This is a genomic window from Rhodococcoides kroppenstedtii (assembly GCF_900111805.1).
GTDB lineage: Bacteria > Actinomycetota > Actinomycetes > Mycobacteriales > Mycobacteriaceae > Rhodococcoides > Rhodococcoides kroppenstedtii.
In genome coordinates this window covers 26,736-49,490 of the sequence record NZ_FOJN01000006.1, presented here as the reverse complement: position 1 = coordinate 49,490, position 22,755 = coordinate 26,736, and the positions used below count along the sequence as shown (strand labels likewise).

Below are 22,755 nucleotides of genomic sequence, written 5' to 3'. Positions count from 1 at the left end.
GAGTGGCAGTGATCGGAACCGGCACCATGGGCGCGGGCATGGCCGCGTCGATCCTGCGGGCGGGCCACGACGTGTCCGTCTGGAACCGTACCGCGGAGCGCACGACGGATCTCGTGAATTCCGGGGCGCGGGGGTCCACCGACCCGGCGGACTGCGTGCGCGACGCCGACGTGGTCGTCACGATGCTGTACGACGAGGCGGCCACCGCCGACGCCGCGGACGCCTTCCTCCCCGCGGTGCGCGACGGCGCGGTGTGGATGCAGAGCGCCACCGTCGGGCCGGCGGGAGCCGTGCGGTTGGCCGACCTGGCCGCCCGGCATGGCGTCGCGACGCTGGACGCGCCCGTTCTGGGCACCAAGGCCCCGGCCGAGCAGGGCGAGCTCACCGCGCTGATCTCCGGCCCCGACTCGCTCCTCCAGACCGTGCGGCCCGTCGTGGAGGCCATCGCCGTGAAGACGGTGTCGGCGGGGACCGAGCCCGGTGCGGCCAGCGCCCTCAAACTCGCGTGCAATGCGATGGTCGCGACGCTGACGGCCGCCACCGCGCAGTCCGTGGCGATCGCGCGGCACCTCGGCGTGGACCCGGCGCTGTTCCTCGAAGCACTCGACGGCGGTCCGATCGGCGCGCCCTACACCCAGCTCAAGGGCACCGCGATGATCGACCGCGAGTTCGCCCCGTCGTTCGGCGTGGACGGCGTGGTCAAGGATCTCGACCTCATGATCGACGCCACCGACGCGACGGACGCCGACGGCAGGAACACCGGCGCGGGACGTCTCCTCGGCGCGGTGCGATCGGCGTTCGCCGACGCGAGCGAGCGAGGCCATGGATCGGACGACATGGCGTCGGTGATCGACGCGTTCGCCCCGCCCGCCTGACCCCCCACCGTCCAGGGTCGGCCCGATCGGGACGCTCAGGCTCCCGCGTACGCCCGGTCGTCGACGGTTCCGCCCGGGTGCGACCGGGCCACGACGGACCAGACGATGCCGGCGACTCCGAGCAGCGCCACCGTGACGACGACGGCGAGCCAGCCGGTGGCGTCCATCGCGTCGGCTCCGATGCGGTCGAGGCCGGTGGCGAGCCATCCGACGGGCGTGAACGAGGCGAGGCGGCCGAAGACCGGGCTGTCGGGGGCGGCGACGAGTGCCGCGCCGGCCACCGCGAGCTGGACCAGCAGCGCCACGAGGTTCACCGACTGCCCCACGACGCGGCCGAACGCCATCTGCACCGCTCCGGCGGCCGCGACGAAGGCCGCCGAGGCCAGCAGCAGGAAGGCGACGCCGCCGACGAGGGTCCCGACGGACCGGCCGTCGCCGACCACCCAGTAGACGAGCGAGGCGGCCGCGGCGATGGCGACGACGGCCACCACCGGAACCACGCGGGCGCCCGGTCGGAGACGGCGCAGCAGGCTCACCGCGGCGACGGCGGCCACCGCGACGAGTGCCGCGATGACGTAGTACGTGGTGGTGTCCCGGCTCGAGGCGACGACGGTGGTGGAGACGGTGCCGTCGTCGGACGTCGTGGTGGTCGCGGTGACGTTGGTGGCGCCGGGCAGCGACGTCGTGGCGTTGCGCACGCCGTTCTGCAGGCTGGTCACCACGCCCTCGATGGGTTCGATGCCGGAGGACAGCTGGTCGGTGCCCGCACGGAGCTGGCGGCCGCCGTCGTCGAGCTGGACGAGACCGTCACGCAGCTGCGCCGAGCCGGTGGCCAGCTGGTTCGAGCCGTCGACCGCCGTGGCGACGCCGGTGACGAACTCGCTGGACGGGTCGCTCAACTGGTAGGCGAGCAGTTCGGCACCGTCGCGCAGCTGGTTGATCTGCGAGACCGTGTCGGGGCCGAGGCCCTGGGCGTTCAGGGTGTCGATCAGCTCCCGCAGCTGGCGCGCGGCGTCGGTGGTGATCGGGTTGTTCAGCGTTTCGATGCGGTTCGCGACGTCGGCGATGGCCGCCGTGGCGGACGCCTGCTTCTCGCCGAGGGCGAGCAGGGGCGTCGTCAGTTGGTTCACTCCGCCGCTGATCTGCGTGGCCCCGTCGCCGAGTTGGACGACGCCGCCCTGGAGCTGACCGAGACCACCGGCGAGCTGGCCGTTGCCGTCGGCGAGCTGCTGCGCACCGTCGCGGGCCTGCCCCAGCCCGTCGGAGAGCTGGTTCACCCCGCCCGACAGCAGCGGCGCACCGTCGGTGAGCTGGGTCAGTCCGCCCGAGAGGAGGCTGAGCGGGAGCTGGGTCTGGGTCAGCGCCGAGCGCGTCTTCGCGAGCGGGTCCGCTCCGGGCTGCGCGGCGGCATCGTCGCCGCCCTCGCCGCCCGCCGCATCGGTGGTGGACGTGCTCGAGGACGCGACGGGATCGACGTCGTGCCCGCTGGCCACGGCGTATCCGCCGGCGATCAGCAGCGGGAGGACGATCGCGAGGAGCGCCACGAGAGGCCGGGACAGGACGGCGAGCGGGCCGGACCGCGGCGCGCCGTGCGCGGAGGGAGCAGACATAGTAGGGCTCAGGCTAACGGGCGCCGCGGACACCCTCGGACACACGCGGACGCGCGGAGGGCTGCGCAACGCCGAAAACAGCCCTCGAGCAGGCTCATTGAGAAGTCGATGAGGATCGCATCCGGTACCGGGGAAGCAGGTCCAGCACGTGCTGGGTCTCGTTGACCGACGCGACGGTGCGGTGACCGCTCCGTGAGACGAGCACGCGGGTGATCGAGCAGTAGTCGATCGGGAACGTCAGGGGCGTGGCGGTGCCGAGGAGGCGATGCAGCACGGCGTTGACGACGCCGCCGTGCGCGACGACGGCGACGGACGCGTCGGGGTCGGTCTCGCCGATCACCCGGGCGAGCGCGTCCTCGACGCGGCCGGCGAACGCGTCCGCGTCCACACCGTCGGGCAGATACCCGGCCTTGATGCGTGCGTACTGCTCGGGGAACCGCTCGCGGGCCTGCTCGATGGGCAGGTAACCGGCGTGGTCGCGGTCGTACTCGGCCAGACCGTCCCGGACGTCGACGTCCAGTCCGCGCGCGGCCGCGAGCGGCGCGGCGGTATCGAGAGCGCGGCGCTGGGGGCTCGACACGATGCGGACGATGCCGTGCGGCGCGAGGGCGTCGGGGAGGCGGGCGGCCTGGTCCCGGCCGAGATCGGACAGATCCGGGTCGGCTCCGTCGGTGGACGAGAGCGGAAGCGCGTGACGGATCAGGAGCAGCTGCACGGGGTCGATGCTGTCACGAGCGGGCGTCGAGCTCGGCGACCAGCCGCCTCGTGGCCGTGCGTCGGTACGACATGTCGATCAGTTCGCGGACCTCGTCCCAGTCGGGCTCGTCGACGGTGAGGTCTAGGCCGAGCCATCCGGCCGGCCCAGTACGCGGGAACGAAGAACCGGGTGTCGCCCACCAGGGCGTCGTGTTCGTCGGGGTCGGGGAGGAACTGGAGGGAGCGTGACCACCGCGTCGAGTGGTGGTCGCCTTTCACCGTCGCCCCGTACACGGCGAACGTCTTCGTGGTGAAGAACTGCGGCCGCCCGTGGCTCACCTTCTCCGCGGCCCCCGGGAACCCCAGCGCCAGCTCCCGCACACGTCGCAGCAACGCGTCGTCGTCGTCGAACCGCACGGGGTGGGCCATGCCAGCAGAAGGTAGCCCTGCCGGGTCAGGAAATCGAGACCTCGCGGGTGACGTCGTCGACGGGGAGGTCGCCGTCCACGACGGCGAGGACGTCCAACCGGTCGAGGGTGAGATAGCCGTCATGGTTGTCCAGGAAGGCGGTGTCCGCGGCGTCGCGGCCCGTGGCGATACGGACCAGCGACTGCCGGGGGGCGAGGCGGGTCGCGTCGACGACGCGCCACACCCCGTCGACGCAGGCCTCGGCGACGGCGTGGAAGTCCATGGGGTCGCACCCCGGCGCGTACACGGCGACGAGGCGGGCGGGGATCTGCCGCGCCCGGAGCAGAGCCACGACGAGGTGGGTGTAGTCGCGACAGACGCCGGCCCCGGCGAGGAGCGTGTCCGACGCGCCGTCGATCGGGTCGCTGCTGCCGGGCACGTACCGCAGCCGCCGAGCGACCCAGGTCGTCACGGCGGCGAGGACCTCGCCGTCGGACCGCAGGTGGCCGAATTCCCGTGCGGCGAAACCGGTCAGCGTGTCCGACTCGGCGTAGCGCGACGGGCGCAGGTACACCGACAGGTCCCGATCGACGACGTCCGGCGGCTCGGCGTGACCGTCGACCGTCGCGCGGTAGCGGACGCTGAGGTGGCCGCGATCGCAGTCGAAGCCGTGGATGCGGCTGCCGTGCTCCGCGGTGATCTCCACCGGTGCGAGGGCGCGGCCGTCGAGTTCGAACGTCAACTGCTCGTCGATGACCAGGCCGGGGACGCGGGCGGCGGCGATCTGGAACTCGAGACTCGTCGGATCGGTGACGGTGACCTCGAGGGCGGCCGAGACGGTGCGCTTCACCGACGCCATGGTGCCAGGGCGCGTCACGGGGGCGACCGAGTCCGTGCGGTCTTTGTGCTCGGGAGATCGACCGACCCTTGACTGTCGAAGTTGTCATAGGTGACGATATCGTCAGAAAACGTCACGGGCCCCAGGAGAGCAGCGCCGAGATGAGCATCACCGTTCCCCGCTACGGGGCCGACATCTATTCCACCGCAGCGATTCTCGACCCCTATCCGCATTACGCGGAGCTGCGGGAGCTCGGTCCGGTGGTGTGGCTCACGAAACAGAAGGTGTACGCCGTCGCCCGGTACGCCGAGTGCAAGCAGGTGCTGCTCGACGACGAGACGTTCGTCTCGGGCGACGGTGTCGCGCTGAACCCGCTGGCGAACCGCCTGGGCCGAGGAACGACGTTGAACAGCGACGGCGACGAGCACGCCCTCAAGCGCTCGGTTCTGGCGCATCGCCTGACCCCGAAAGCCCTGCGGACGATGGGGCGGGCCGTGCAGGACGAGGCCGAACGGATCGTCGACGCCGCGATCGCGAAACAGTGGGTCGACGGCGTGGAGGATCTCGCCACCGCGCTCCCGACGTCGATCGTGCCCGATCTGGTGGGGTGGCCGAAGGACGGGCGCGAGAATCTGCTGCGGTGGGCGGGCGCGACGTTCGACGCACTCGGCCCGTTCAATCGGCACGCCCTCGGGTCGGCGAAGGCCTCCGCCGAGATGATGGCCTTCTCGCGCCGCGTCGTTCGTGAGCGGTCGGTGCTGCCCGGCAGCATGGGTGCCGACGTCCTCGCCGCCGCGGACGAGAACAGGATCGAGCGCTCGCAGTGCCCCGCCCTGATGATCGACTACCTCGCGCCGTCGCTGGACACGACCATCGGCGCCATTTCCGGTGCGCTGCATCTCTTCTCCCGCCATCCCGACCAGTGGCAGGCGGTGCGGCAGGATCCCGGCCTGCTCCCGAACGCCGTCAACGAGGTCGTGCGATACACCTCCCCGCTGCGCGCGTTCTCCCGCCGCGCCGCGAGGGACGTCGAGGTCGGCGGGGTCACCGTTCCCCGGAACGCGCGCGTGCTGGTGCTCTACGCCTCCGCGAACCGCGATCGTCGGCAGTGGCAGGACCCCGACGAGTTCGACATCACCCGGGATGCCTCGGCCCAACTCGGATTCGGATCCGGAGTTCACGGCTGCGCCGGCCAAGGGCTCGCGCGACTGGAGACCCGGACGATCCTCGAGGTTCTCGCGACGCGGGTCGAGCGCATCGAGCCGGCCGGACCCGCGTCCTACGCCGTCAACAACGTGATCCATCGATTCGACCGGCTCCCCCTGAGACTGGTCGCCGCAGAGGGGACCGCATCGTGACGATCGACGCTGCCGCGACGAACCGGCACATCGTGATCGTCGGCGACTCGATCGCCGGTTGCACCGCCGTGCGCGAACTGCGGGCGCTCGGTCACGACGGGCGCATCACGATGATCGCCGGCGACCCGGACGGTGCCTACGCACGACCTCCGCTGTCGAAACGTGTTCTCGCGGAGGGGGTCGAGTCGTCGGACCGGTGGGATCTGTCCGACCTGTCGGTGACGACGATCGCCGCCCGCGCGGTCGGTCTCGACCCCGACGCTCGCGTGGTCACGATCGACCGTAATGAGTCCGTGTCCTTCGACGTTCTGATCGTGGCGACCGGTGCGGACGCTCGCCGGCTCGCGGCCCCTGGGCAGAGCGGCGAGAACGTGGTCCGCACCCTCGCCGACGCCGCCTCGGTGCGGGAACGTATCGCCGCCGCGCAATCCGCGATCGTCGTGGGAGGAGGCTTCCTCGGAATGGAGGTGGCCAGTGCCTGCGTGGCGCACGGGGTGCCGACCACGGTGGTCGACGTCGACCCGCCGTTGCAGCGCCTGCTCGGGCCGTTCCTGTCCGAGGCGATCCTCGCGCGGGCGACGGAGCGCTCGGTGGTGTTCCGGCGGGCCGGCTCTCCGGTGGAGCTCGTCGGCGATCCGGTGGAGGGGGTCCGGATCGACGGCGACGTGCTGACGGCCGATCTGGTGGTCACGTGCGCCGGCGAGGTGCCCGGCACGGACTGGCTGGCCGGCACCGGACTCGCCGACCGGTCCGGCATCCGCATCGACACACGGTGTGCCACCTCGCTGCCCGGCATCTACGCCGCCGGGGACGTCACCTGCTTCCGTGAGGAGGACGGCGCGCCGGGCCGAAGTCCGTTCTGGTCCAACGCGATCGCGCAGGGCAAGGTCGCGGCGGCGTCGGCTCTGGGAGTTGCGCCGCGGTGCGAACCGACGGACGACTACTTCTGGACGGAGGTGGCCGGTCTGGCGATCAAGGTGGTCGGACCCCTGCCTCTCGCCGGCGCGCCCACGGTGCTCGAAGGATCGGTCGAGGACGGGTCCGCACTCCTCGAATGGCGCCATGACGACGGACGAAAGACCGTCGTGGCCTATGGGATCAGGAAAGCGGTCGGCCTCCTGCGGCGCATGGCCACGTCGATCTGACCTCGTTCACTCGACGTCGACGTCGTGGCCTCGCAGTGCGGGCGCCCCGACGAGTGGCCGACCTCTCGCAGACCTATTCCACCGCAGCACCGGACCTCGTGGACGCTTGCGCGATCCCGATGGCGGCGCGGCCGTAACCGACCAGTGCCGTCACGCGGTCACCCCACTGCGCCGCGTCGGAGTCGGATGAGAGAAGAAGCGTCATGATGCGGCGGTCCCGTCGGTTGCAAGCAGTGTCGGTGCCTGGTGGGTGGAATCTCCCGCGGTCGCGGCGACAACTACGCGCGCGACGCGGTCGTGATCGGACGCTGTGAGCTCACGGTCGCTGCCGAAGACGAACCCGTCCGGGCGCACGAGCACGCCCGCCGCGCCGGCGCGGCGGAACTGCCGCTCGAGGATGCCTTCGCCGTCGACCACGTGACCGGTCGGCACGCGATGCGTCGCCAGAGCGGACGCGGGTTCCAGCACGATCTCCGCGACGCCGGCGCGAGCCAGGGCAGGGGGTATCGGCGCGTCCGGGAAGCCGATCCAGGTCCAGCGGCCGCCCGTCAGGGTGTCCAGGCGAACCGGTGTCGAGCCCGACACCACCACCCACGGCTGCTTGACGAAGGCTCCGGCCAGGCTTCCGCGGCCGGGGTTTTCGGTGAAGAACCCGCGACGGGTGCCGAGTGCGTACATCGGTTTGATGCCCATCCGCGACAGCCAGGACCGCAAGCCCGGGGTCCTCGACGCCGCGAGGAACATCGCGTCCCGCACCCGAGCCGCAGTGGGGTTCCGCAGCATCACGATGCGGCCGATACGCAGGGAGAATCTGGTCAGGGCGACGACGTTCGGACGCCGCTCGGGCTCGTAGGTTTCCAGCAGCGCCGGGTCGGCGTCCCCGGTGATGACGGCGTCGAGCTTCCAGCACAGGTTGGCGACGTCGCGGACTCCCGACGACACGCCTTGGCCGGCGAACGGGGGCATGATGTGGGCGGCGTCGCCCGCGAGGAACACGCGGCCTCGACTCCAGTGCTCGGCTTGGCGGATGTGGAAGGTGTACGCCCAGCTGCGGTGGATCTCGACCCGGTCGTAATCGATTCCGCGCTCGGCCAACAGGGCCCGGAGACCCGCCTCGGACTGCAAGTAGTCGATCGTCTCACCCTCGTTGACGCGGAACTCGATGCGGTGGTAGCCCATCGGACACGGGCAGTCGACACCCGGTCGATAGGGGTCGGACAAGAAGGTGAAGTCCAGTGGCGCCTCGGTGGGCAGGTCGTACCAGGCGCGCAGTTGGATGTCGAACCACTGCTCCTGAATGTGCCTGCCGGGCAGTGCGATACCGAGCATCTTGCGCACCGGGCTCGATCCGCCGTCCGCATCGATCACGTACCGGGCGCGCACGGTCCGCTCGCCGCCCCCGTCCACCGGTCGCAACGTGACCTCGACGCCCTCGGCGTCCTGGGTGATCCCCACCGCGTCCAGGCCCGCGGCCACGGTGACACAGGGAAAGCGGGAGATGCCCTCGCGAAGAATGCGTTCCAGCTCCGGCTGGTGATAGAACGCCATGCCCGGGACGCCCTGATCGTAGCTCTTCGCGGAGTAGGTGGTCAGGAAGGTGCGGTCGCGGTGCCGCAGATGCACGCGAACGTCGGTGGACATGGTCTCGAGCATCCGATCGAAGAGGCCGAGTCCCTGCCAGATCCGGTGGGCATCCTCGTCGGAGGCGATCGCTCGCTGGCGGGGATAGATGTCGATGTCGCGCTCCACGACCATCGTGCGAATTCCCGCTCGTCCCAATAGATTCGCTGCCGTCGCACCGGTGGGTCCGAGTCCGACGATCAAGACGTCCACATCGTCCGTGGTCGAGGACCGGGTGTTGTCGCCGTCGCTCATGAACCTCTCCGAAGAGCCGGTGGGTGGTCGGGGCGGTGCCCGACACCCTTCACATCGAAGGTGGTCACGCAGCGGGCCCCCTGTTGTCGACGGAATCGTCGGTTTGGGGGTGCGGCGCTGTCAATCGCGTTCGGAATCGACGAATCGTCAGTACTGCAACGGATTCGATCCTGCGACCACATCGGCCCTGCTGTGAGACCGGTCCTGCTGTGAGACCGGATCAGCCGAACACCGTGCGCCGTTCGGTGTGGGTGAAGGTGAAGATCGTGGCCCCGAAGCTGAGCAGGGCGGCGAGCAGGAGCACCTGCGGACCGGTGATGAGCACGCCCACGGCCGCGCCCACCGCGCCGCCGAGGGAGAAGGACCCGAGCAGCAGCAGATAGCAGAGCCAGTCGTACTTGGTCCCGCCGCCGGTCAGGTGCCGTTCGATTCCCTGGCCGAGCTTCACGACGGTGCCGGTAACGTAACTCAGCGGGATGTACGTCTCTTCTTTCTTGGTGAATGCCGTGTTCAGAGCGCCGAGTGCGAATGCGACCAGAAGAATCGGGTAGAAATTGACGTCCGCCGACGACCATCCGGACACGGCGATGTCGATGATCCCGGCTAGGGCCAACGCGATCGTGGTGACCACGGTGGCACCGTGCGGGTGATTGTCCCAGTAGCGACGACGGCAGAACGAGGCGAGGACGACGCCGGCCACGAATGCGATGATGAGCGTCAGGGCCACGAAAGGTGTTGCGCCAGGCGCGACTTCCTTGCCCTGGGGGTGACCGAACCAGCCGACCACGGCGCGTTCGGTGTTGCCCGTCATGAAGGTGACGAAGTACCCCGCGGAATGCAGGAAGGCCACCGCGCCGAGCATCCCGGCGACCCCGGCGAGGATCCAGGACAGCCGCGCTTCGGCGCCGACGGCGGTTTCTCGGTCGATCGAGTACGGGGACGTCATGTATTCGATCTTCCGGACAATTCCCGACCCCGCAATTTTTCGAGTCGTCGATCACAAACGTACGGTTCGGTCGGAACGAAAACAATGCACGAAATGCCGTCGTGTTCACATGGAGTTCGCGTGATGTTCGTGTTCGAGCGAGTTTTCTACCGCGTTCTCACGGGATCTCCGTCGTCGGTCCCAACCGGAGCGCTCTCTGTGTGGACGTGGCACAGAAATGTCCGCTTTTTCCGGTTTCCGGACTATGCCCGGCCGGAAGCGTCCCGCAGCACCGCGTCGACGGTTCGGGCCACCACCGCCGGCTGGTCGATCATCACGTGATGGTGCGAGGGCGAGACGACGACGAACCGTCCCCCGAGATACGACGCGAGCCGCCGCTGCTTCCTGATCCATCGCGCGCCCCAAGGGGTCCGGTGGGAGGTGTGGGCGGCGGCGACCACGACGGGCACGTCCGGCCGGGGAGTGGCTCGCCGCAGTCGGTTCAGTTCGACGGCGAGATCGGCGTAGGCGAAGTACTCGACCGTCGCGGCTTCGAGGTAGGCGGGTTCGCGGTAGAGGCGGCGAAGCTCGTCGATGCGTTCGGGCGGGTAGCCGTCCGGTGGGACCGCCCGGACCACCAGGTGGCGCACGGCGTCGGCGCCCAGCGCTTGCAGCCCCACCGCCGAGGACGTGCGGGCGAGGGCGCGCGCCGCGGGCATGCGCAGGCGGCGGGGTATCAGGGCGCCCGGAGACTTCTCGACGCTCGAGTCGAGCAGGACGAGGCCGCCGACGCGGTCCGGCTCGAGGCGCGCGGCGCCCTCGACGTAGAACCCGGCCATGGAGTGACCGACCAGCACGGCCGGCCGCGTCAGTCCCAGCGCATCGAGCACCGCGACGATGCGGCGGGCCTCGCCGGCGACGGTGGGGACGTCTCCCGGTCGTGGCTCGCTGTCCCCGAAGCCGGGGCGATCGAGAGCGAACGCGCTGCACCCGGCGTCGCCGAGGAGGGTGAGCACGTCCACCCAGTCGTGCCAGGAACTGCCGAGCCCGCCGCAGAGCACCACCGGCGCGGAGTCGCCGTGCACCCGCGCCACGTGGACCGCGCTCCCGAGCACGGTGACGGTTTCATGTGAAACAGTGACCGACGCTCCGCCCGTCGTCATTCTCCGCGCGGCTTCGCCAGCGGGAAGGCCAGTGTTTCGCGGATGCTGCCACCGGTGATGAGCATGACCACGCGGTCGACACCCATGCCCAGGCCGCCCGTCGGCGGCATACCGTGCTCGAGAGCCTGGAGGAAGTCCTCGTCGAGTTCCATGGCCTCGGGGTCGCCGCCCGCCGCCAGCATGGACTGCTCGGTGAGCCGTCGTCGCTGGTCGACGGGGTCGGTCAGCTCGCTGTACGCGGTGCCGAGTTCCACGCCCCACGCCACCAGGTCCCACTTCTCGGCGACGCCCGGGATCGACCGGTGCGGCCTCGTCAGCGGCGACATCGACGTCGGGAAGTCGGTGTAGAACGTCGGGAACTCGGTGAAGTCCTCCACCAGGTGCTCGTACATCTCCTGCGCGACCGCGCCGGCGTCCCACGTGGACTGGTACGGCACACCGTGCAGGTCGCAGAGCCGCTGCAGCTCGGCGAGCGGGGTCGCGGGGGAGACGTCCGCCCCGATCTTCTCGGCGACGGCGCCGTGCATGGTCTTGACCGGCCACTCACCCGAGATGTCGATCTCGACGAGCGTGCCGTTCTCGTCCGGTCGGTGGATGACCTCGCGGCCGTGCGCGGCCACCGCGGCTTTCTGGATGAGTTCGCGGCACAGCACCATGCAGCGCTCGTAGTCACTGTGTGCCTCGTAGGCCTCGAGGATCGTGAACTCCGGGTTGTGCTTGAAGTCCGCGCCCTCGTTGCGGAACACCCGGCCGATTTCGAAGACCTTCTCCATGCCGCCGACACAGAGGCGCTTGAGGTAGAGCTCCGGCGCGATGCGCAGGTACAGATCGAGGTTGTACGCGTTGATGTGGGTGAGGAACGGCGCCGCGTTGGCGCCGCCGTGCACCTGCTGGAGGATCGGGGTCTCCACCTCGAGGAAGCCGCGGCCGCCCAGGGTGTCGCGCAGCGACGTCACGATCGCGCTGCGCGCCCGCATCAGCTCCCGCGCCTGCGGGTTGATCGCCATGTCGACGTAGCGCTGCCGCACCCGCGCCTCGGGGTCCGTCAGGCCGCGGTACTTGTCCGGCAACGGGTGCAGTGACTTGCCGTTCATCCGCCAGTCGGACACCAGCAGCGCCTGAGCTCCGGCACGCGATCGGCCGAGGGTGCCACTGCACGAGACGAGGTCGCCGAGATCGACGTCGGTGGCGAAGCGTGACAACAGCTCCGTCCCGACGCGGTCGCGCTCGAGGAGGAGCTGCAGGTCCCCGCTCCAGTCGCGCAACAGGCAGAACACCACACCGCCGTAGTCGCGGATGCGCAGGATGCGGCCGGACACGCGGACCGTCGTGCCGTCGGGGGACGCCGTCGCCTCCGCGACGGTGTGCGTCGGCGGGTACGCGACGGGGTACGGATCGACGCCCTCGGCTTCCAGCCGATCGAACTTGGCCAGGCGGACGCGGACCTGTTCGGGTCGGCGGCGCTCGGGGCCCGTCGCGGTCACCAGTCCGTCCGGCTCGCTGCCGTCGGCGTGCAGCAGCCCGTGCGCGGCGACCGCAGCCGGCACCGCGGTGTGGGTGCCGGTGTGGTCGACGACGCCGCGGCCACCGGGATCGGTGATGCCGCGTCGGCCCGGCAGGCTGAGGAAGCCCTCCGCGATCGCGGACGCGGTGCCCACCTTCGGCAGGTCGCGTCCGTCCCCGAAGCAGAGGTACCTCGGCACCCATTCCGGCTGGTACTTGAGGTTCGACCGGTACAGCGCCTCGAGCTGCCACCACCGGGAGAAAAACACCAGCACGGCTCGCCACAGGCGCAGCACCGGTCCGGCGCCGAGTCGATCGCCTTCCTCGAAGACGGATCGGAACACCGCGAAGTTCAACGAGATCTTGGTGATGCCCACCGTGTCGGAGCGCGTGGCGAGCTCCGCGACCATCAACTCCACGGTGCCGTTCGGCGCGGTCCGTGCGCGACGCATCAGATCCAGCGACGCGGCCGCCGGCCCCCACGGCACGAGCGAGAGCATGCCGACGACGGTTCCCCCCACCCCGCCGCCGCCCACATTGCCGGTCTCGTCGTGGATCGCCTCCACCAGCAGGCAGTCGCCGTCCAGCGGATCACCGAGTCGGCCGAGGGCCATCGAGAACCCGCGTTCGGTCTCGGTGTCCCGCCAGTCGTCGGCACGTTTCTCGATGGCGGGCCACTCGTCGGCACCGATGTCCCGGTGCCGTCGGATCCGGACGGACACGCCCTTCGCCTTCGCGCGGGTGACCGCCTGCCGAACGGGACGCATGTCGGGGCCGCCGAGCCCGAAGGAGCGGGTCTGCAGCACGGCCTCGTCGCCCAGCTCGAGGACGCCGAGCCCCGCCGCTCGGTAGGCCGCGGCGCCGGCCTCGCTCGCCCCCATCACCGCCGGCGACCAGCCGTACCGCGACGCCAGGTCGAGCCAGGCCTCGATGGCCTGCGGCCACGCCGAGCGGACGCCGACGGGATCACCGCTGGCCAGGCACACCCCGATCTCCACTCGGTAAGTCACCGCCGCTCGTCCCGACGGCGCGAAGACGACGGCCTTGTCCCGGCGGGTGGCGAAGTACGCCAGGGAGTCGTCGGGGGAGGCGGCCACGAGACCGCGGAGGGCGGACTCGTCGGTGCCGGTGAGCGCGTTGACCGCTCGCTGCGACCGGAACAACGTCAGCACCGCCGCGGCGAGAGCCAGGAACGCGAACAGGCCGAGCAGGAAGTTCACGAAGCCGTGGGGACGTCCGTCGAACTGCTCGTTGTCGATCACCGCGAGCCCGGCGACGCGGTTGAGCGACCAGAAGATCGTCTCGCTGCGATCGAGGGACCCGGGGAACGCCTCGAGAAGTCCCCAGCCCGCGATCACGCCGACGGTGAGGCCGAGGAGCAGCACGCCGAGGGCCTTCCACACCGCGCCCGGCCGCACCCGGGTGTCGAACTCGCGGCGGGACCACAGGAGCAGCGCCAGCGCGGCGAGCTGCAGCGCACCGCCGATCCAGGCCCCCGGGGTGCCAGGATCGTCGACGAGGATCAGCGCGTTGACCACGATCGACGCCGCCACGTACACCGTCGCGATCCACCACGCGACCCGCTTGCGAGTCGACAGCGCCGCCGCCAGCAGGGCGACGACGAGGGCGAAGGAGAGGCTGGTGTCCGGCGCGTCGAGGACGTAGTCGTCGAGCCACTCGCGGGGGTGGTGCGTGAGCGCGCGCAGGGCGGGCGAGAGCGACCACAGGAAGACCACCGCCGAGTAGATCCCGACCGCCAGGCCGAGATAGTGCGGGACCTCGTGGCGGAATTCCGTCGAGGTACCGGACCGACGTGCGGGTCGGCCCGCGGCTCGACCACTCTGCGACGGCGTGTCGGACGGCACCTCTCGCGTCGCCGACGGCGCCGTCGGGCGCGGATGTTCCTGGATCGACATGGGAACACTATGCGCCGTCCACGCAGTTCGCGCGCGGATTGTGCGTGCGCCCTGGTCAGCGGGAGGAGGACGCGCGGTCCCTCGCGCGTCTCCACCGCCACCACCCGGTCGCCGCGATCGCGACGCCGACCACCGACAGCAGGTCGGACTCGGTGATGCCGTGCTGGGGGGAGAACACGACCAGGACGCGTCCTTCGATCGGACCGTTGAAGAACAGCCACCCCACGGACGCGACGGCGGTCGCGGCCGCGGACAGGCGCGTGGGGCGAGCGAGGCACCACGCCGACGCCGCGAAGAGCGAATTCATCGCGACGAGGCCATGGAACACGGAAGTCATGGGAATCGAGTCTGCCCGGTCCGTCAGACCCGCGTCGTGAGCACACGGTCGCCGCCGGCGGCCTTCGCCCGATACATCATGGAGTCCGCCGCGCGGGTCGCGCGGGTGATCGCGGCCGGTCCGACCTGCCACGACGGTGAATCGGGCGTCATGACGGCGACGCCGACACTGGCCGTCACGGGAACGTCGTCGGTGGGCTCGTGGACCGTCGCGGTGACGCGATTCACGAGGTCGGGGAGGTCGCCGTCCGTGTCGACGACGACGCCGACGAACTCCTCGCCTCCGGTGCGGGCCAGGATGCCGCGAGAACCGAGCAGCGCGTGGAGCCGGGAGGCGACGGTCTTGATGACGGCATCACCGTGGTCGTGGCCGTAGCGGTCGTTCACGGCCTTGAACCGGTCGATGTCGACGAGCAGGACCGCGACGGACACCCCGCGCGAGCGAGCGACGTCCCACAACTCGTCGACCGCGTTCTGCAGGCCCCGACGGTTGGCGACGCCGGTGAGTTCGTCGAACTCCGACGCGCGGGCATCCGCCGACACCAGCGACCAGGCGATGTGGGCGAACACGGGAACGCCGCTGACGGAGCCGCTCGCGACCAGCACGGCCGCCACCGCGTCGTTGACGCCCCAGAGTCCCTGCAGATACGCCTGCAGCCCGATCCAGGCGATGACGACGTTCACGAAAGCGAGGTGCGCGAGCAGGATGCGCGCGCTGAGGAAGAACGTGCAGAGGGCACCGTTGAGGGCGAAGAGGAACGTGCCGATCAGGGCGCTGGTCGGTGTGTCCAGGAGGATCACCGAGGTGATGCCCAGATCTCCGAACAGCAGCAGTCCCAGGAACTGCGCCTTCTTGGTCGGGGTGGGCGCGAAGATCACCCACGCGATCACCGAGATCTGCGCAGCGAACACGATCATCACCCAGGTGACCTCGGCGGTTCCCGACGGTCCGTAGGGCGAGCCGAGCATGAGCATCGACACGAGCGCGTTGAGTCCGACCCCGAACACCACGACGCCCTTGATCAGACCGTGCAGTGGCCGGGTCGAGCGGTGGACGAAGATCCAGTCGAAGTCGTGTGGGGTGGTCAACCAGCGACGGAAGACGGCGACCGGTCCCGTCGCGATGCGGCCGCCGAAGGCAGCGGCGCGACGACCCCGTCGGGCGTCGGCCGCGCGCTGCTCCGGCGAGGAGTGGCGTCCCGGGCCCTGCCAGGGATGCGGCTCACCGCGCCGACCCCGACGACCGCGGAGGTCCTGCGGGGGCGTGGCGGAACGCTGCCGATGGTCGGACGGGCTCACGTGGGGGACGATCGCCGCGGCGTGGAACAGGGGTCGACGTGCATGGGTGTACTCCCGGATTCGGTACGGCCCCGACGCCGTCATTCTCACTGCGACGACGATGATAACCGGCATCGGTGGTGCTTCGTCCCGAGAAAGCCGACTTGTCGTCGGTTCCCGTCCCAGTGGGCGGGGTCGGTGTCGGCTGCGGCCGGTGATCTACGCAGGTCGGGGTGTAACCCGGGTTGCTGTGAACCTGCTTCGGGGTCCGGCAGGTTGTGGGGGCCGGGGCACCGCCCGGCTGCGCAGCGCACCGCGATCTGCGCAGCGTTCCGCCACCCGCGCGGGTTCTCGTTGGGTGCACGGGTTCCCGCCACCTGCACGGGCTGCAACCGGTGAGGGTGACCGGAACCTGCGCAACTGCGAACGTGCTCCTGTGACACCTGACCCACCCGCTTCACGTCGATACCCTTGGTCCCATGGCCGTCTATCCCGCGTCCCTACCCGTCGTCTGCGCCCCGATGGCGGGCGGACCCTCCACTCCCGCGCTCGCCGCGGCGGTCAGCTCGGCCGGCGGCCTCGGCATGCTCGCGGGCGCGATCTCCACCCCGGACGCGCTCGAGGCGAACCTGACCGAGCTGGAACGTTCGACCGACGGGCCCTGGGGTGTCAACCTCTTCCTGCCGTCCGCGCGCATCGCGTCCGAGGCCGCGCTCGCCGACTACCGCCGCGGTCTGGAACCGCTCGCGGCCGAACTCGGCGTGACCCCGGGCGAGGCCGTCCACGGCGACGACGCGATCGAGGAGAAGATCGAGATCGTCCTTCGTCACCGTCCCGCCGCGGTATCGGTGACGTTCGGGCGTCCCGGTCGCGAGTTGACCCGCCGGGTGCACGACATCGGTGCGCTGATGATCGGCACCGTCACGTCGGTCGCCGAAGCCGAGATGGCGGCCGAGGACGGCGCGGACCTGCTGGTGGTGCAGGGCAGCGAGGCGGGCGGTCATCGCGGCGTGTTCGCCGACGATCCGACGTCGCCCCGCGGCGGCGAGGCCATGTCCCTGCCGTCGTTGCTCGTGGCCGTCGGGTTGTCCGTCGATGTCCCGCTCATCGCCGCGGGCGGCATCATGGACGGCTCCGGTGTGGTAGCAGCGCTGGGTCTCGGCGCGGTCGCCGCGCAGATGGGAACCGCGTTCCTCTGCGCCGACGAGGCCGGCACGTCCGCCGTGCACCGCCGCGCGCTGCTCGACCGGACCTACTCGCGGACAGTCGTCACGCGGTCCTTCTCCGGCCGCCCCGCCCGCGGACTCGAGAACGAGTTCGCAGCGTCGCACACGGCGTCGGCACCCGCGGGCTATCCGGAGGTCAACGCGCTGACGGGGCCGCTACGGACCGCCGCCACCAAGGCCGGCCGCGCCGACGTCCCCAACCTGTGGGCCGGGACCGGCTGGCGGGCCGTCACCGCGGCACCCGCCGCGGACATCGTGCGCCGCGTGGTGGCGGAGATGGAGACGGCCTGAGCCCCGGGTACGTCGACCCGGTAGCGCGCTCAGGCCGGTAGTTCGCTGCCCGCCAACAGAATCGACGCGATCAGCGCGGGGTTGTCCGTCATCGGAACGTGGCCCACGCCGGGCACGGGGATCACCGTGGCGTTCGGGAACACCGACCGCACGCGTCGTGACTGGTAGTACGGAAGGATCAGGTCTCGCGTGCCCCACGCGACGGTGACCGGGACGAGCGGTTCCGTCGCCTGCGGGAACGCGAAGTCGGCCTCGATGCCCGCGTCGATCATGGGATTCGTCGTGAGGGAGTGCACGTCGTGTACCGCCGCCTCGTACGCCACGCGCGACGGGTGGGCGAAGAACGGCAGCAGCGACGGGTAGCGCACGGCGCGGTACCGCATGGCGGCCGGGGCACGATCGCCGAAGGCGCGGGCGACCTGCCGGATCGCCTTGAAGGTGTTGATGGTGCGCGCCTGATCGGCGTGACCCAGGAAGAACCCGGCGGGGGACAGCGCCGTCGCGGACGCCACCTCGCCGTGGGCGGCGAGGACGAGCGAGAGGTAGCCACCCAGGGAATTGCCCGCGATGTGCACCTGCTGACCGGGCTCCTCCACCTCGCGCACGAAGGCGATGAGTTCCGACACCATGTACTCGATCGCGTCCTCCCCGTCCTCGGGCAGGGGGTCCGACTCTCCGTGGCCGGGCAGATCGACGGTGATGACGCGCCGGTGCGGAGTGAGCCGGTCCAGTACGGCGTCCCACGCCTGGCGACGATGGACCACACCGTGGACCAGGACGAGGGTGGGGCCGCGACCGGCCACGTCGTACTTCAGCGTCATGGCTGGTGATCGTAGACGGGCCCGAACGATTCCTGTGACGGGTGGTCACAGGATGTCGGGGTCAACCCCGGAGCAGCGGGTGTCGCGAGCACGCCGCCGTCCACCCCGTCGGGAAGACCTGCACCACCATGCGCCGACCGCACAGCGCGCAGAACCGCGGTGGCTCGTACCCGAGCGGCGCCCTCACCGTCTCTGCACCGACGGATGCGCCGGTCCGGTGATCGAAGCGAGCGGTCTCAGATCGCGGCATCGAGCGCCTTCACCGGCATCGACAGGTCCTTCAGCATGTCGAGGTCCGACGCGACCGGTCGACCCAGCGTGGTCAGGTAGTTGCCGACGATGATCGCGTTGATTCCACCCAGAATGCCTTGTCGTGCACCGAGATCGCCCAGGGTGATCTCCCGACCGCCGGCGTAGCGGAGGACCGTGCGCGGCAGGGCGAAGCGGAAGGCGGCGATCGCGCGCAGGGCGTCCACCGCGGGCAGGACGTCGAGATGGGCGAACGGGGTGCCCGGACGGGGGTCGAAGAAGTTCAGCGGCACCTCGTGCGGCGCCACGGCGGCCAGTTCCACTGCGAATTCCGCTCGCTGGCGCAGACTTTCGCCCATCCCCAGAATGCCGCCGCAGCACACCTGCATGCCGAACTCGGAGACCAGCCGCAGGGTCTGCACCCGCTCCTCCCAGGTGTGCGTGGTCACCACCTGCGGAAAGTAGGACCGCGCCGTCTCGAGATTGTGGTTGTAGCGGTGCACGCCCCAGCCCGCCAACGTCGCCGCCTGGTCGCGAGTGAGCATGCCGAGGGAACAGGCGATGTCGATGTCGACCTCGGCGCGGATCGCGTCGATGCCGAGTCGGATCTGGTCCATCAGGCGCGCGTCGGGTCCGCGGACCGCGGCGACGATGCAGAACTCGCTCGCGCCGGAGCGGGCGGTGTCCTTGGCCGCTGCCACGAGCTGGGGAATGTCGAGGCGCGCCGCGCGTACCGGGGAGGCGAACAACCCGGACTGCGAGCAGAAGTGACAGTCCTCCGGGCACCCACCGGTCTTGACGCTGATGATGCTCTCGACCTCGACTTCCTCGCCACACCAGCGCAATCGGACGCGATGCGCGAGGTCGAGCGCGTCGGCCACGGCCTCGTCGGGGAGTTCGAGCACGGCCAGAACCTGCTCAGCGGTGAGTGGGTCACCGTTCTGCAGCACGATGCGGTCGACGTCGTCGAGGATGGTCACGGGGCACTCCTGAGGTCGGGGGTGGGATCGAGGGGCAGGAACGAGCGGTCGATCCAGTCGGGCGCACGGTCGACGAACATCGCGGCGTCGAGGGTGCCGGCGCCGCACGGCACCGCGCCGATGATCGGCACGCCCGTGACCGCCGGTAGCTCCGTTCGATTGGTGGCGGCCGCGAGATCCGGCGCGTCGGGCCACGATCCGAGGACGAGACCGAGGAGGCACGAATCCCGTTGTCGCACAGCACCGACGGTGAGTGCGGCGTGGTTCAGCGCGCCCAGGCCGGGGTGGGTGACGACGACGACCGACGCCGTCAGCGCGGTCACGACGTCCAGCAGGGTGGTGCCGACGTCGTCGAACGGGACCGCCACTCCGCCCGCGCCTTCCACCAGCACGACGTCGGAGCGCGACCGGAGATCGTCGACCGCGTCCACGATCTCCGCGACAGTGACGAATGCAAGTCCGGAGCGACGGGCGGCGACCGAGGGTGCCAGGGGGTCGGGGTAGCGGGCGCATTCTCGATACTCTCTGCGGCGCTGCGGGTCCGACAGTCGGGCGACGACGGCGAGATCGCCGTCCTCGTCGGCGGCCACCCCCGTCTGGGCCGGCTTGCACACCGCGACGCTCGCGCCCGCTCGCTCGTATCCGACGGCGACGGCGGCGGTCACCACGGTCTTCCCCACGTCGGTCGAGGTGCCGGTCACCACGATGACGGTCATACGGCCGCGATCGCCGACGTGACGACGTCCCCCACCGTGGCGATGTCGTCGTCCGTGAGGTCGGCGCGTGCGGTCAGGCGCAATCGCGACTCACCCCGCGGAACGGACGGCGGGCGAAAGCAGCCGACCAGCACTCCGTTCGCCCGGCAGCGCTCGGCCGCGCGCACGGCGGCATCGGGATCACCGAGCACGACGGGAACGACGGCGGACTCGGGCACCTCGCTCCGACCGAGGGCGCGGGCCAGACGGTCGGCGTGGCGCAGCACGGCGTGCGCCCGGTCGGGTTCCGCACGCAGGACGCGGAGGGCGGCGCGCGCGGCGCCGACGGCGGCGGGTGCCAGTGCGGTGTCGAAGACGAAAGTCCGCGCGGCGTGCAGAAGGTGCTCGCGCACAGCAGGTTCGGCGAGGACCACGCCGCCCTGGGAGCCCAGGGCCTTCGAGAGCGTCGCGGTCACCACCAGGTCGGGAGCGCCGGCCAGGCCGCATTCCTCGACGAGGCCGCGGCCGCCTCGGCCGCGAACCCCGAGGCCGTGCGCCTCGTCGACGAGGAGGACGGCGCCGAACCGTCGAGCGGCGGCGTACAACTCCCGCAGGGGGGCGAGGTCGCCGTCGGCGCTGAACACCGAATCGACGACCACGAGTGCCCTGGCTTCGCTCCTGCTCGCGAGCGCGTCGACCACCGCGGCGACGTCCCGGTGCGGAGCCACGCTGACCCGCGCGCGGGACAGCCGGGCGGCGTCGACGATCGAGGCGTGGACGAGGGCGTCCGAGACGATCAGCGACCCGGCGCCGGCCAGTGCGGTCACCGCGCCGAGATTGGCCGTGTAACCGCTGGAGAACACCAACCCGGACCGGGCGCCGACGAACTCGGCGAGCTCGTCCTCGAGGGCCTCGTGATCGGTGGTCGTTCCCGTCACCAACCGTGAGCCCGTGCTTCCGCACCCCCACCCGTCGATCGCGGCATGGGCGCCGGCGCGCACCGCCGGGTGGTGGGCAAGCCCCAGATAGTCGTTCGACGCGACGTCGAGGAGCGCCGTGGTGTCCGTCCGCGGCCGGATCACGCGTTGCAGACCGGCATCGCGTCGGCGCTGCGCGTCGCCGTCCAACCACGACAGCGCCGTGGAGGTGTGTACGGAAGCGGTCACGTCGACGCAGCTTACGCACCGACTTGAACACTGTTCAAGTGCCTGTCCGGGTCAGCTCTCCGCAGCCTCCGATTCCACCGCCGCTGCCCGCACCATCGCGTCGGCGATCGCCCGGACCTCGGCGCGCGTGCAGACGTACGCCGGCATCGCGTACACCAGGTTGCGGAACGGCCGCAGCCACACCCCGTCCGCGGCAGCGGCCGCGGCAGCCCGCCCGACGTCGACGGCCGTCTCCATCTCGACGACCGCGATGGCACCCTGTACCCGGACGTCGCGCACCCCGGCGAGGGCGAGCGCGGGTTCGAGCCCGGTCCGCAGCTCCGATTCCACGAGCGCCACCTCCGACCGCCAGTCACGGCTCAGCAGCAGCTCGGTGGATGCGACCGCCACCGCGCACGCGAGCGGGTTGGCCATGAACGTCGGCCCGTGCATCAGGCCGCCGGCCGGGCCCGCGCTGATCGTCGTCGCCACCTCGGCGGTGCACAGCGTCGCGGCCAGGGACAGGTACCCGCCGGTGAGAGCCTTGCCGACGCACAGGACGTCGGGAGTCACGCCGGCCGCGTCGGCCGCGAACAGTGTCCCCGTCCGGCCGAATCCGGTGGCGATCTCGTCGAAGATCAGCAGGACGCCGGCGTCGTCGCAGGCCCGTCGGAGCGTGGCGAGGTACGACGGGTCGTGGAACCTCATGCTGCCCGCGCCCTGCACCACGGGTTCGACGATCACCGCGGCGATCTCGTCACGGCGGTCGTGGACGGCGCGAGTGAGAAGGTCGGCGTAGGTGTCGTCGCGGTGGGGTGGTGGAGCGTTGACGAAGATCTGTTCGGTCAGCACGCCCGACCACGCCGCGTGCATCCCACCCTCGGGATCGCACACGCTCATCGGGGTGAACGTGTCGCCGTGGTACCCACCCCGCCACGTCAGCAGCCGCCGTTTCTCCGGCCGACCGCGGGCACGCCAGTACTGCAGGCACATCTTGACGGCCACCTCGACGGAGACGGAACCGGAGTCGCAGAAGAACACGCGGTCCAGGCCGTCGGGGGTGACGGTCACGAGGAGCTCGGCCAACCGTGCTGCGGGCTCGTGTGTCAGACCGCCGAACATCACGTGGCTCATGCGGCCGAGCTGGTCCGTGACCGCCGCATCCAGCACCGGGTGGCGGTAGCCGTGCACCGCCGCCCACCAGGAACTCATGCCGTCGATAAGGGAGCGGCCGTCGGCGAGATGGAGGCGGACGCCGGACGCTTCCCGCACGACCCACGGACGGGCGACGGGGCGGCCGGGCACGTCGAACCCGCTGTACGGGTGCCAGACGTGCCGGGCGTCGATGTCGGAGACGTGGTCGTCGGCGAGGGTGGGCGGCGTCGTCGTGGTGGGAGGCGCAGTGGGCGTCACCGGACCCAC

At 70.8% G+C, this 22,755-nt stretch carries 21 protein-coding genes; 4 read left to right on the top strand and 17 right to left on the bottom strand.

What is annotated here, in order from left to right:
* The first annotated feature begins 2 nt into the window (after positions 1–2).
* Positions 3–875, top strand: a complete 873-nt coding sequence (locus BMZ18_RS08790; protein ID WP_074922097.1) for an NAD(P)-dependent oxidoreductase — start codon at positions 3–5, stop codon at positions 873–875.
* Between the two features lie 35 nt (positions 876–910).
* Here BMZ18_RS08790 and BMZ18_RS08785 read toward each other — a convergent pair whose 3' ends face one another.
* From BMZ18_RS08785 to BMZ18_RS08770, 4 genes are all read right to left on the bottom strand, one after another.
* Entirely contained in the window at positions 911–2,485 is a 1,575-nt protein-coding gene (locus tag BMZ18_RS08785; RefSeq protein ID WP_074922096.1) for a hypothetical protein, read from the bottom strand.
* 94 nt (positions 2,486–2,579) lie between these two features.
* Positions 2,580–3,200, bottom strand: coding sequence for a histidine phosphatase family protein (locus BMZ18_RS08780; protein WP_068364059.1), 621 nt, complete (start codon positions 3,198–3,200; stop codon positions 2,580–2,582).
* Complete coding sequence (locus tag BMZ18_RS08775) at positions 3,185–3,610, bottom strand: hypothetical protein (RefSeq protein ID WP_342028289.1); 426 nt, start codon at positions 3,608–3,610, stop codon at positions 3,185–3,187. The genes BMZ18_RS08780 and BMZ18_RS08775 overlap by 16 nt, the downstream gene beginning before the upstream one ends.
* Before the next feature lie 25 nt (positions 3,611–3,635).
* A complete protein-coding gene (locus BMZ18_RS08770) occupies positions 3,636–4,439 on the bottom strand; it encodes a transglutaminase-like domain-containing protein (protein WP_244516468.1) in 804 nt (267 codons plus the stop codon).
* Positions 4,440–4,588: 149 nt separating this feature from the next.
* Here BMZ18_RS08770 and BMZ18_RS08765 point away from each other — a divergent pair, with 149 nt between their 5' ends.
* Both BMZ18_RS08765 and BMZ18_RS08760 read left to right on the top strand, forming a co-directional pair.
* A complete protein-coding gene (locus tag BMZ18_RS08765; protein ID WP_068364065.1) occupies positions 4,589–5,785 on the top strand; it encodes a cytochrome P450 in 1,197 nt (398 codons plus the stop codon).
* Positions 5,782–6,930: an NAD(P)/FAD-dependent oxidoreductase gene (locus BMZ18_RS08760; RefSeq protein WP_244516467.1), complete on the top strand. Its 1,149-nt coding sequence runs from the start codon at positions 5,782–5,784 to the stop codon at positions 6,928–6,930. The genes BMZ18_RS08765 and BMZ18_RS08760 overlap by 4 nt, the downstream gene beginning before the upstream one ends.
* A gap of 73 nt (positions 6,931–7,003) precedes the next feature.
* Here the strand turns inward: BMZ18_RS08760 and BMZ18_RS20160 are convergent, their stop codons facing one another.
* The 7 genes from BMZ18_RS20160 to BMZ18_RS08730 form a co-directional block, all read right to left on the bottom strand.
* Positions 7,004–7,135, bottom strand: coding sequence for a hypothetical protein (locus BMZ18_RS20160; protein ID WP_280141957.1), 132 nt, complete (start codon positions 7,133–7,135; stop codon positions 7,004–7,006).
* On the bottom strand, positions 7,132–8,805 hold the full coding sequence (locus BMZ18_RS08755; RefSeq protein ID WP_068364067.1) for an FAD-dependent monooxygenase: 1,674 nt from the start codon (positions 8,803–8,805) through the stop codon (positions 7,132–7,134). The genes BMZ18_RS20160 and BMZ18_RS08755 overlap by 4 nt, the downstream gene beginning before the upstream one ends.
* 220 nt (positions 8,806–9,025) lie before the next feature.
* Positions 9,026–9,751 (bottom strand): YoaK family protein, encoded by a 726-nt coding sequence (locus BMZ18_RS08750; protein ID WP_068104353.1) that lies wholly within the window; start codon positions 9,749–9,751, stop codon positions 9,026–9,028.
* Positions 9,752–9,993: 242 nt separating this feature from the next.
* Positions 9,994–10,845, bottom strand: coding sequence for an alpha/beta fold hydrolase (locus BMZ18_RS08745; RefSeq protein ID WP_244516466.1), 852 nt, complete (start codon positions 10,843–10,845; stop codon positions 9,994–9,996).
* Between the two features lie 44 nt (positions 10,846–10,889).
* The gene (gene lysX, locus BMZ18_RS08740; RefSeq protein ID WP_082895081.1) at positions 10,890–14,312 is read right to left on the bottom strand and encodes a bifunctional lysylphosphatidylglycerol synthetase/lysine--tRNA ligase LysX; all 3,423 of its coding nucleotides are present in this window, start codon (positions 14,310–14,312) and stop codon (positions 10,890–10,892) included.
* A 55-nt stretch (positions 14,313–14,367) separates the two neighbouring features.
* Positions 14,368–14,649 (bottom strand): hypothetical protein, encoded by a 282-nt coding sequence (locus BMZ18_RS08735; RefSeq protein WP_068364074.1) that lies wholly within the window; start codon positions 14,647–14,649, stop codon positions 14,368–14,370.
* Between the two features lie 23 nt (positions 14,650–14,672).
* Positions 14,673–15,947: a GGDEF domain-containing protein gene (locus BMZ18_RS08730; RefSeq protein WP_169817731.1), complete on the bottom strand. Its 1,275-nt coding sequence runs from the start codon at positions 15,945–15,947 to the stop codon at positions 14,673–14,675.
* A 458-nt stretch (positions 15,948–16,405) separates the two neighbouring features.
* Here BMZ18_RS08730 and BMZ18_RS08725 point away from each other — a divergent pair, with 458 nt between their 5' ends.
* On the top strand, positions 16,406–17,443 hold the full coding sequence (locus BMZ18_RS08725) for an NAD(P)H-dependent flavin oxidoreductase (protein ID WP_068364076.1): 1,038 nt from the start codon (positions 16,406–16,408) through the stop codon (positions 17,441–17,443).
* 29 nt (positions 17,444–17,472) lie between these two features.
* Here BMZ18_RS08725 and BMZ18_RS08720 read toward each other — a convergent pair whose 3' ends face one another.
* The 6 genes from BMZ18_RS08720 to BMZ18_RS08695 form a co-directional block, all read right to left on the bottom strand.
* On the bottom strand, positions 17,473–18,264 hold the full coding sequence (locus BMZ18_RS08720; protein ID WP_068364078.1) for an alpha/beta fold hydrolase: 792 nt from the start codon (positions 18,262–18,264) through the stop codon (positions 17,473–17,475).
* A gap of 61 nt (positions 18,265–18,325) precedes the next feature.
* Positions 18,326–18,514 carry a biotin synthase auxiliary protein BsaP gene (gene bsaP / locus BMZ18_RS20045; RefSeq protein ID WP_074922094.1) on the bottom strand — a complete coding sequence of 63 codons (189 nt, stop codon included), beginning with the start codon at positions 18,512–18,514 and terminating at the stop codon, positions 18,326–18,328.
* On the bottom strand, positions 18,501–19,493 hold the full coding sequence (bioB, locus tag BMZ18_RS08710) for a biotin synthase BioB (protein ID WP_068104341.1): 993 nt from the start codon (positions 19,491–19,493) through the stop codon (positions 18,501–18,503). The genes bsaP and bioB overlap by 14 nt, the downstream gene beginning before the upstream one ends.
* A complete protein-coding gene (gene bioD / locus BMZ18_RS19345; protein WP_244516465.1) occupies positions 19,490–20,194 on the bottom strand; it encodes a dethiobiotin synthase in 705 nt (234 codons plus the stop codon). The genes bioB and bioD overlap by 4 nt, the downstream gene beginning before the upstream one ends.
* 11 nt (positions 20,195–20,205) lie before the next feature.
* Positions 20,206–21,354, bottom strand: coding sequence for an 8-amino-7-oxononanoate synthase (locus tag BMZ18_RS08700; protein WP_068364082.1), 1,149 nt, complete (start codon positions 21,352–21,354; stop codon positions 20,206–20,208).
* A gap of 51 nt (positions 21,355–21,405) precedes the next feature.
* A complete protein-coding gene (locus BMZ18_RS08695; protein ID WP_068364138.1) occupies positions 21,406–22,746 on the bottom strand; it encodes an adenosylmethionine--8-amino-7-oxononanoate transaminase in 1,341 nt (446 codons plus the stop codon).
* Positions 22,747–22,755 lie beyond the last annotated feature (9 nt).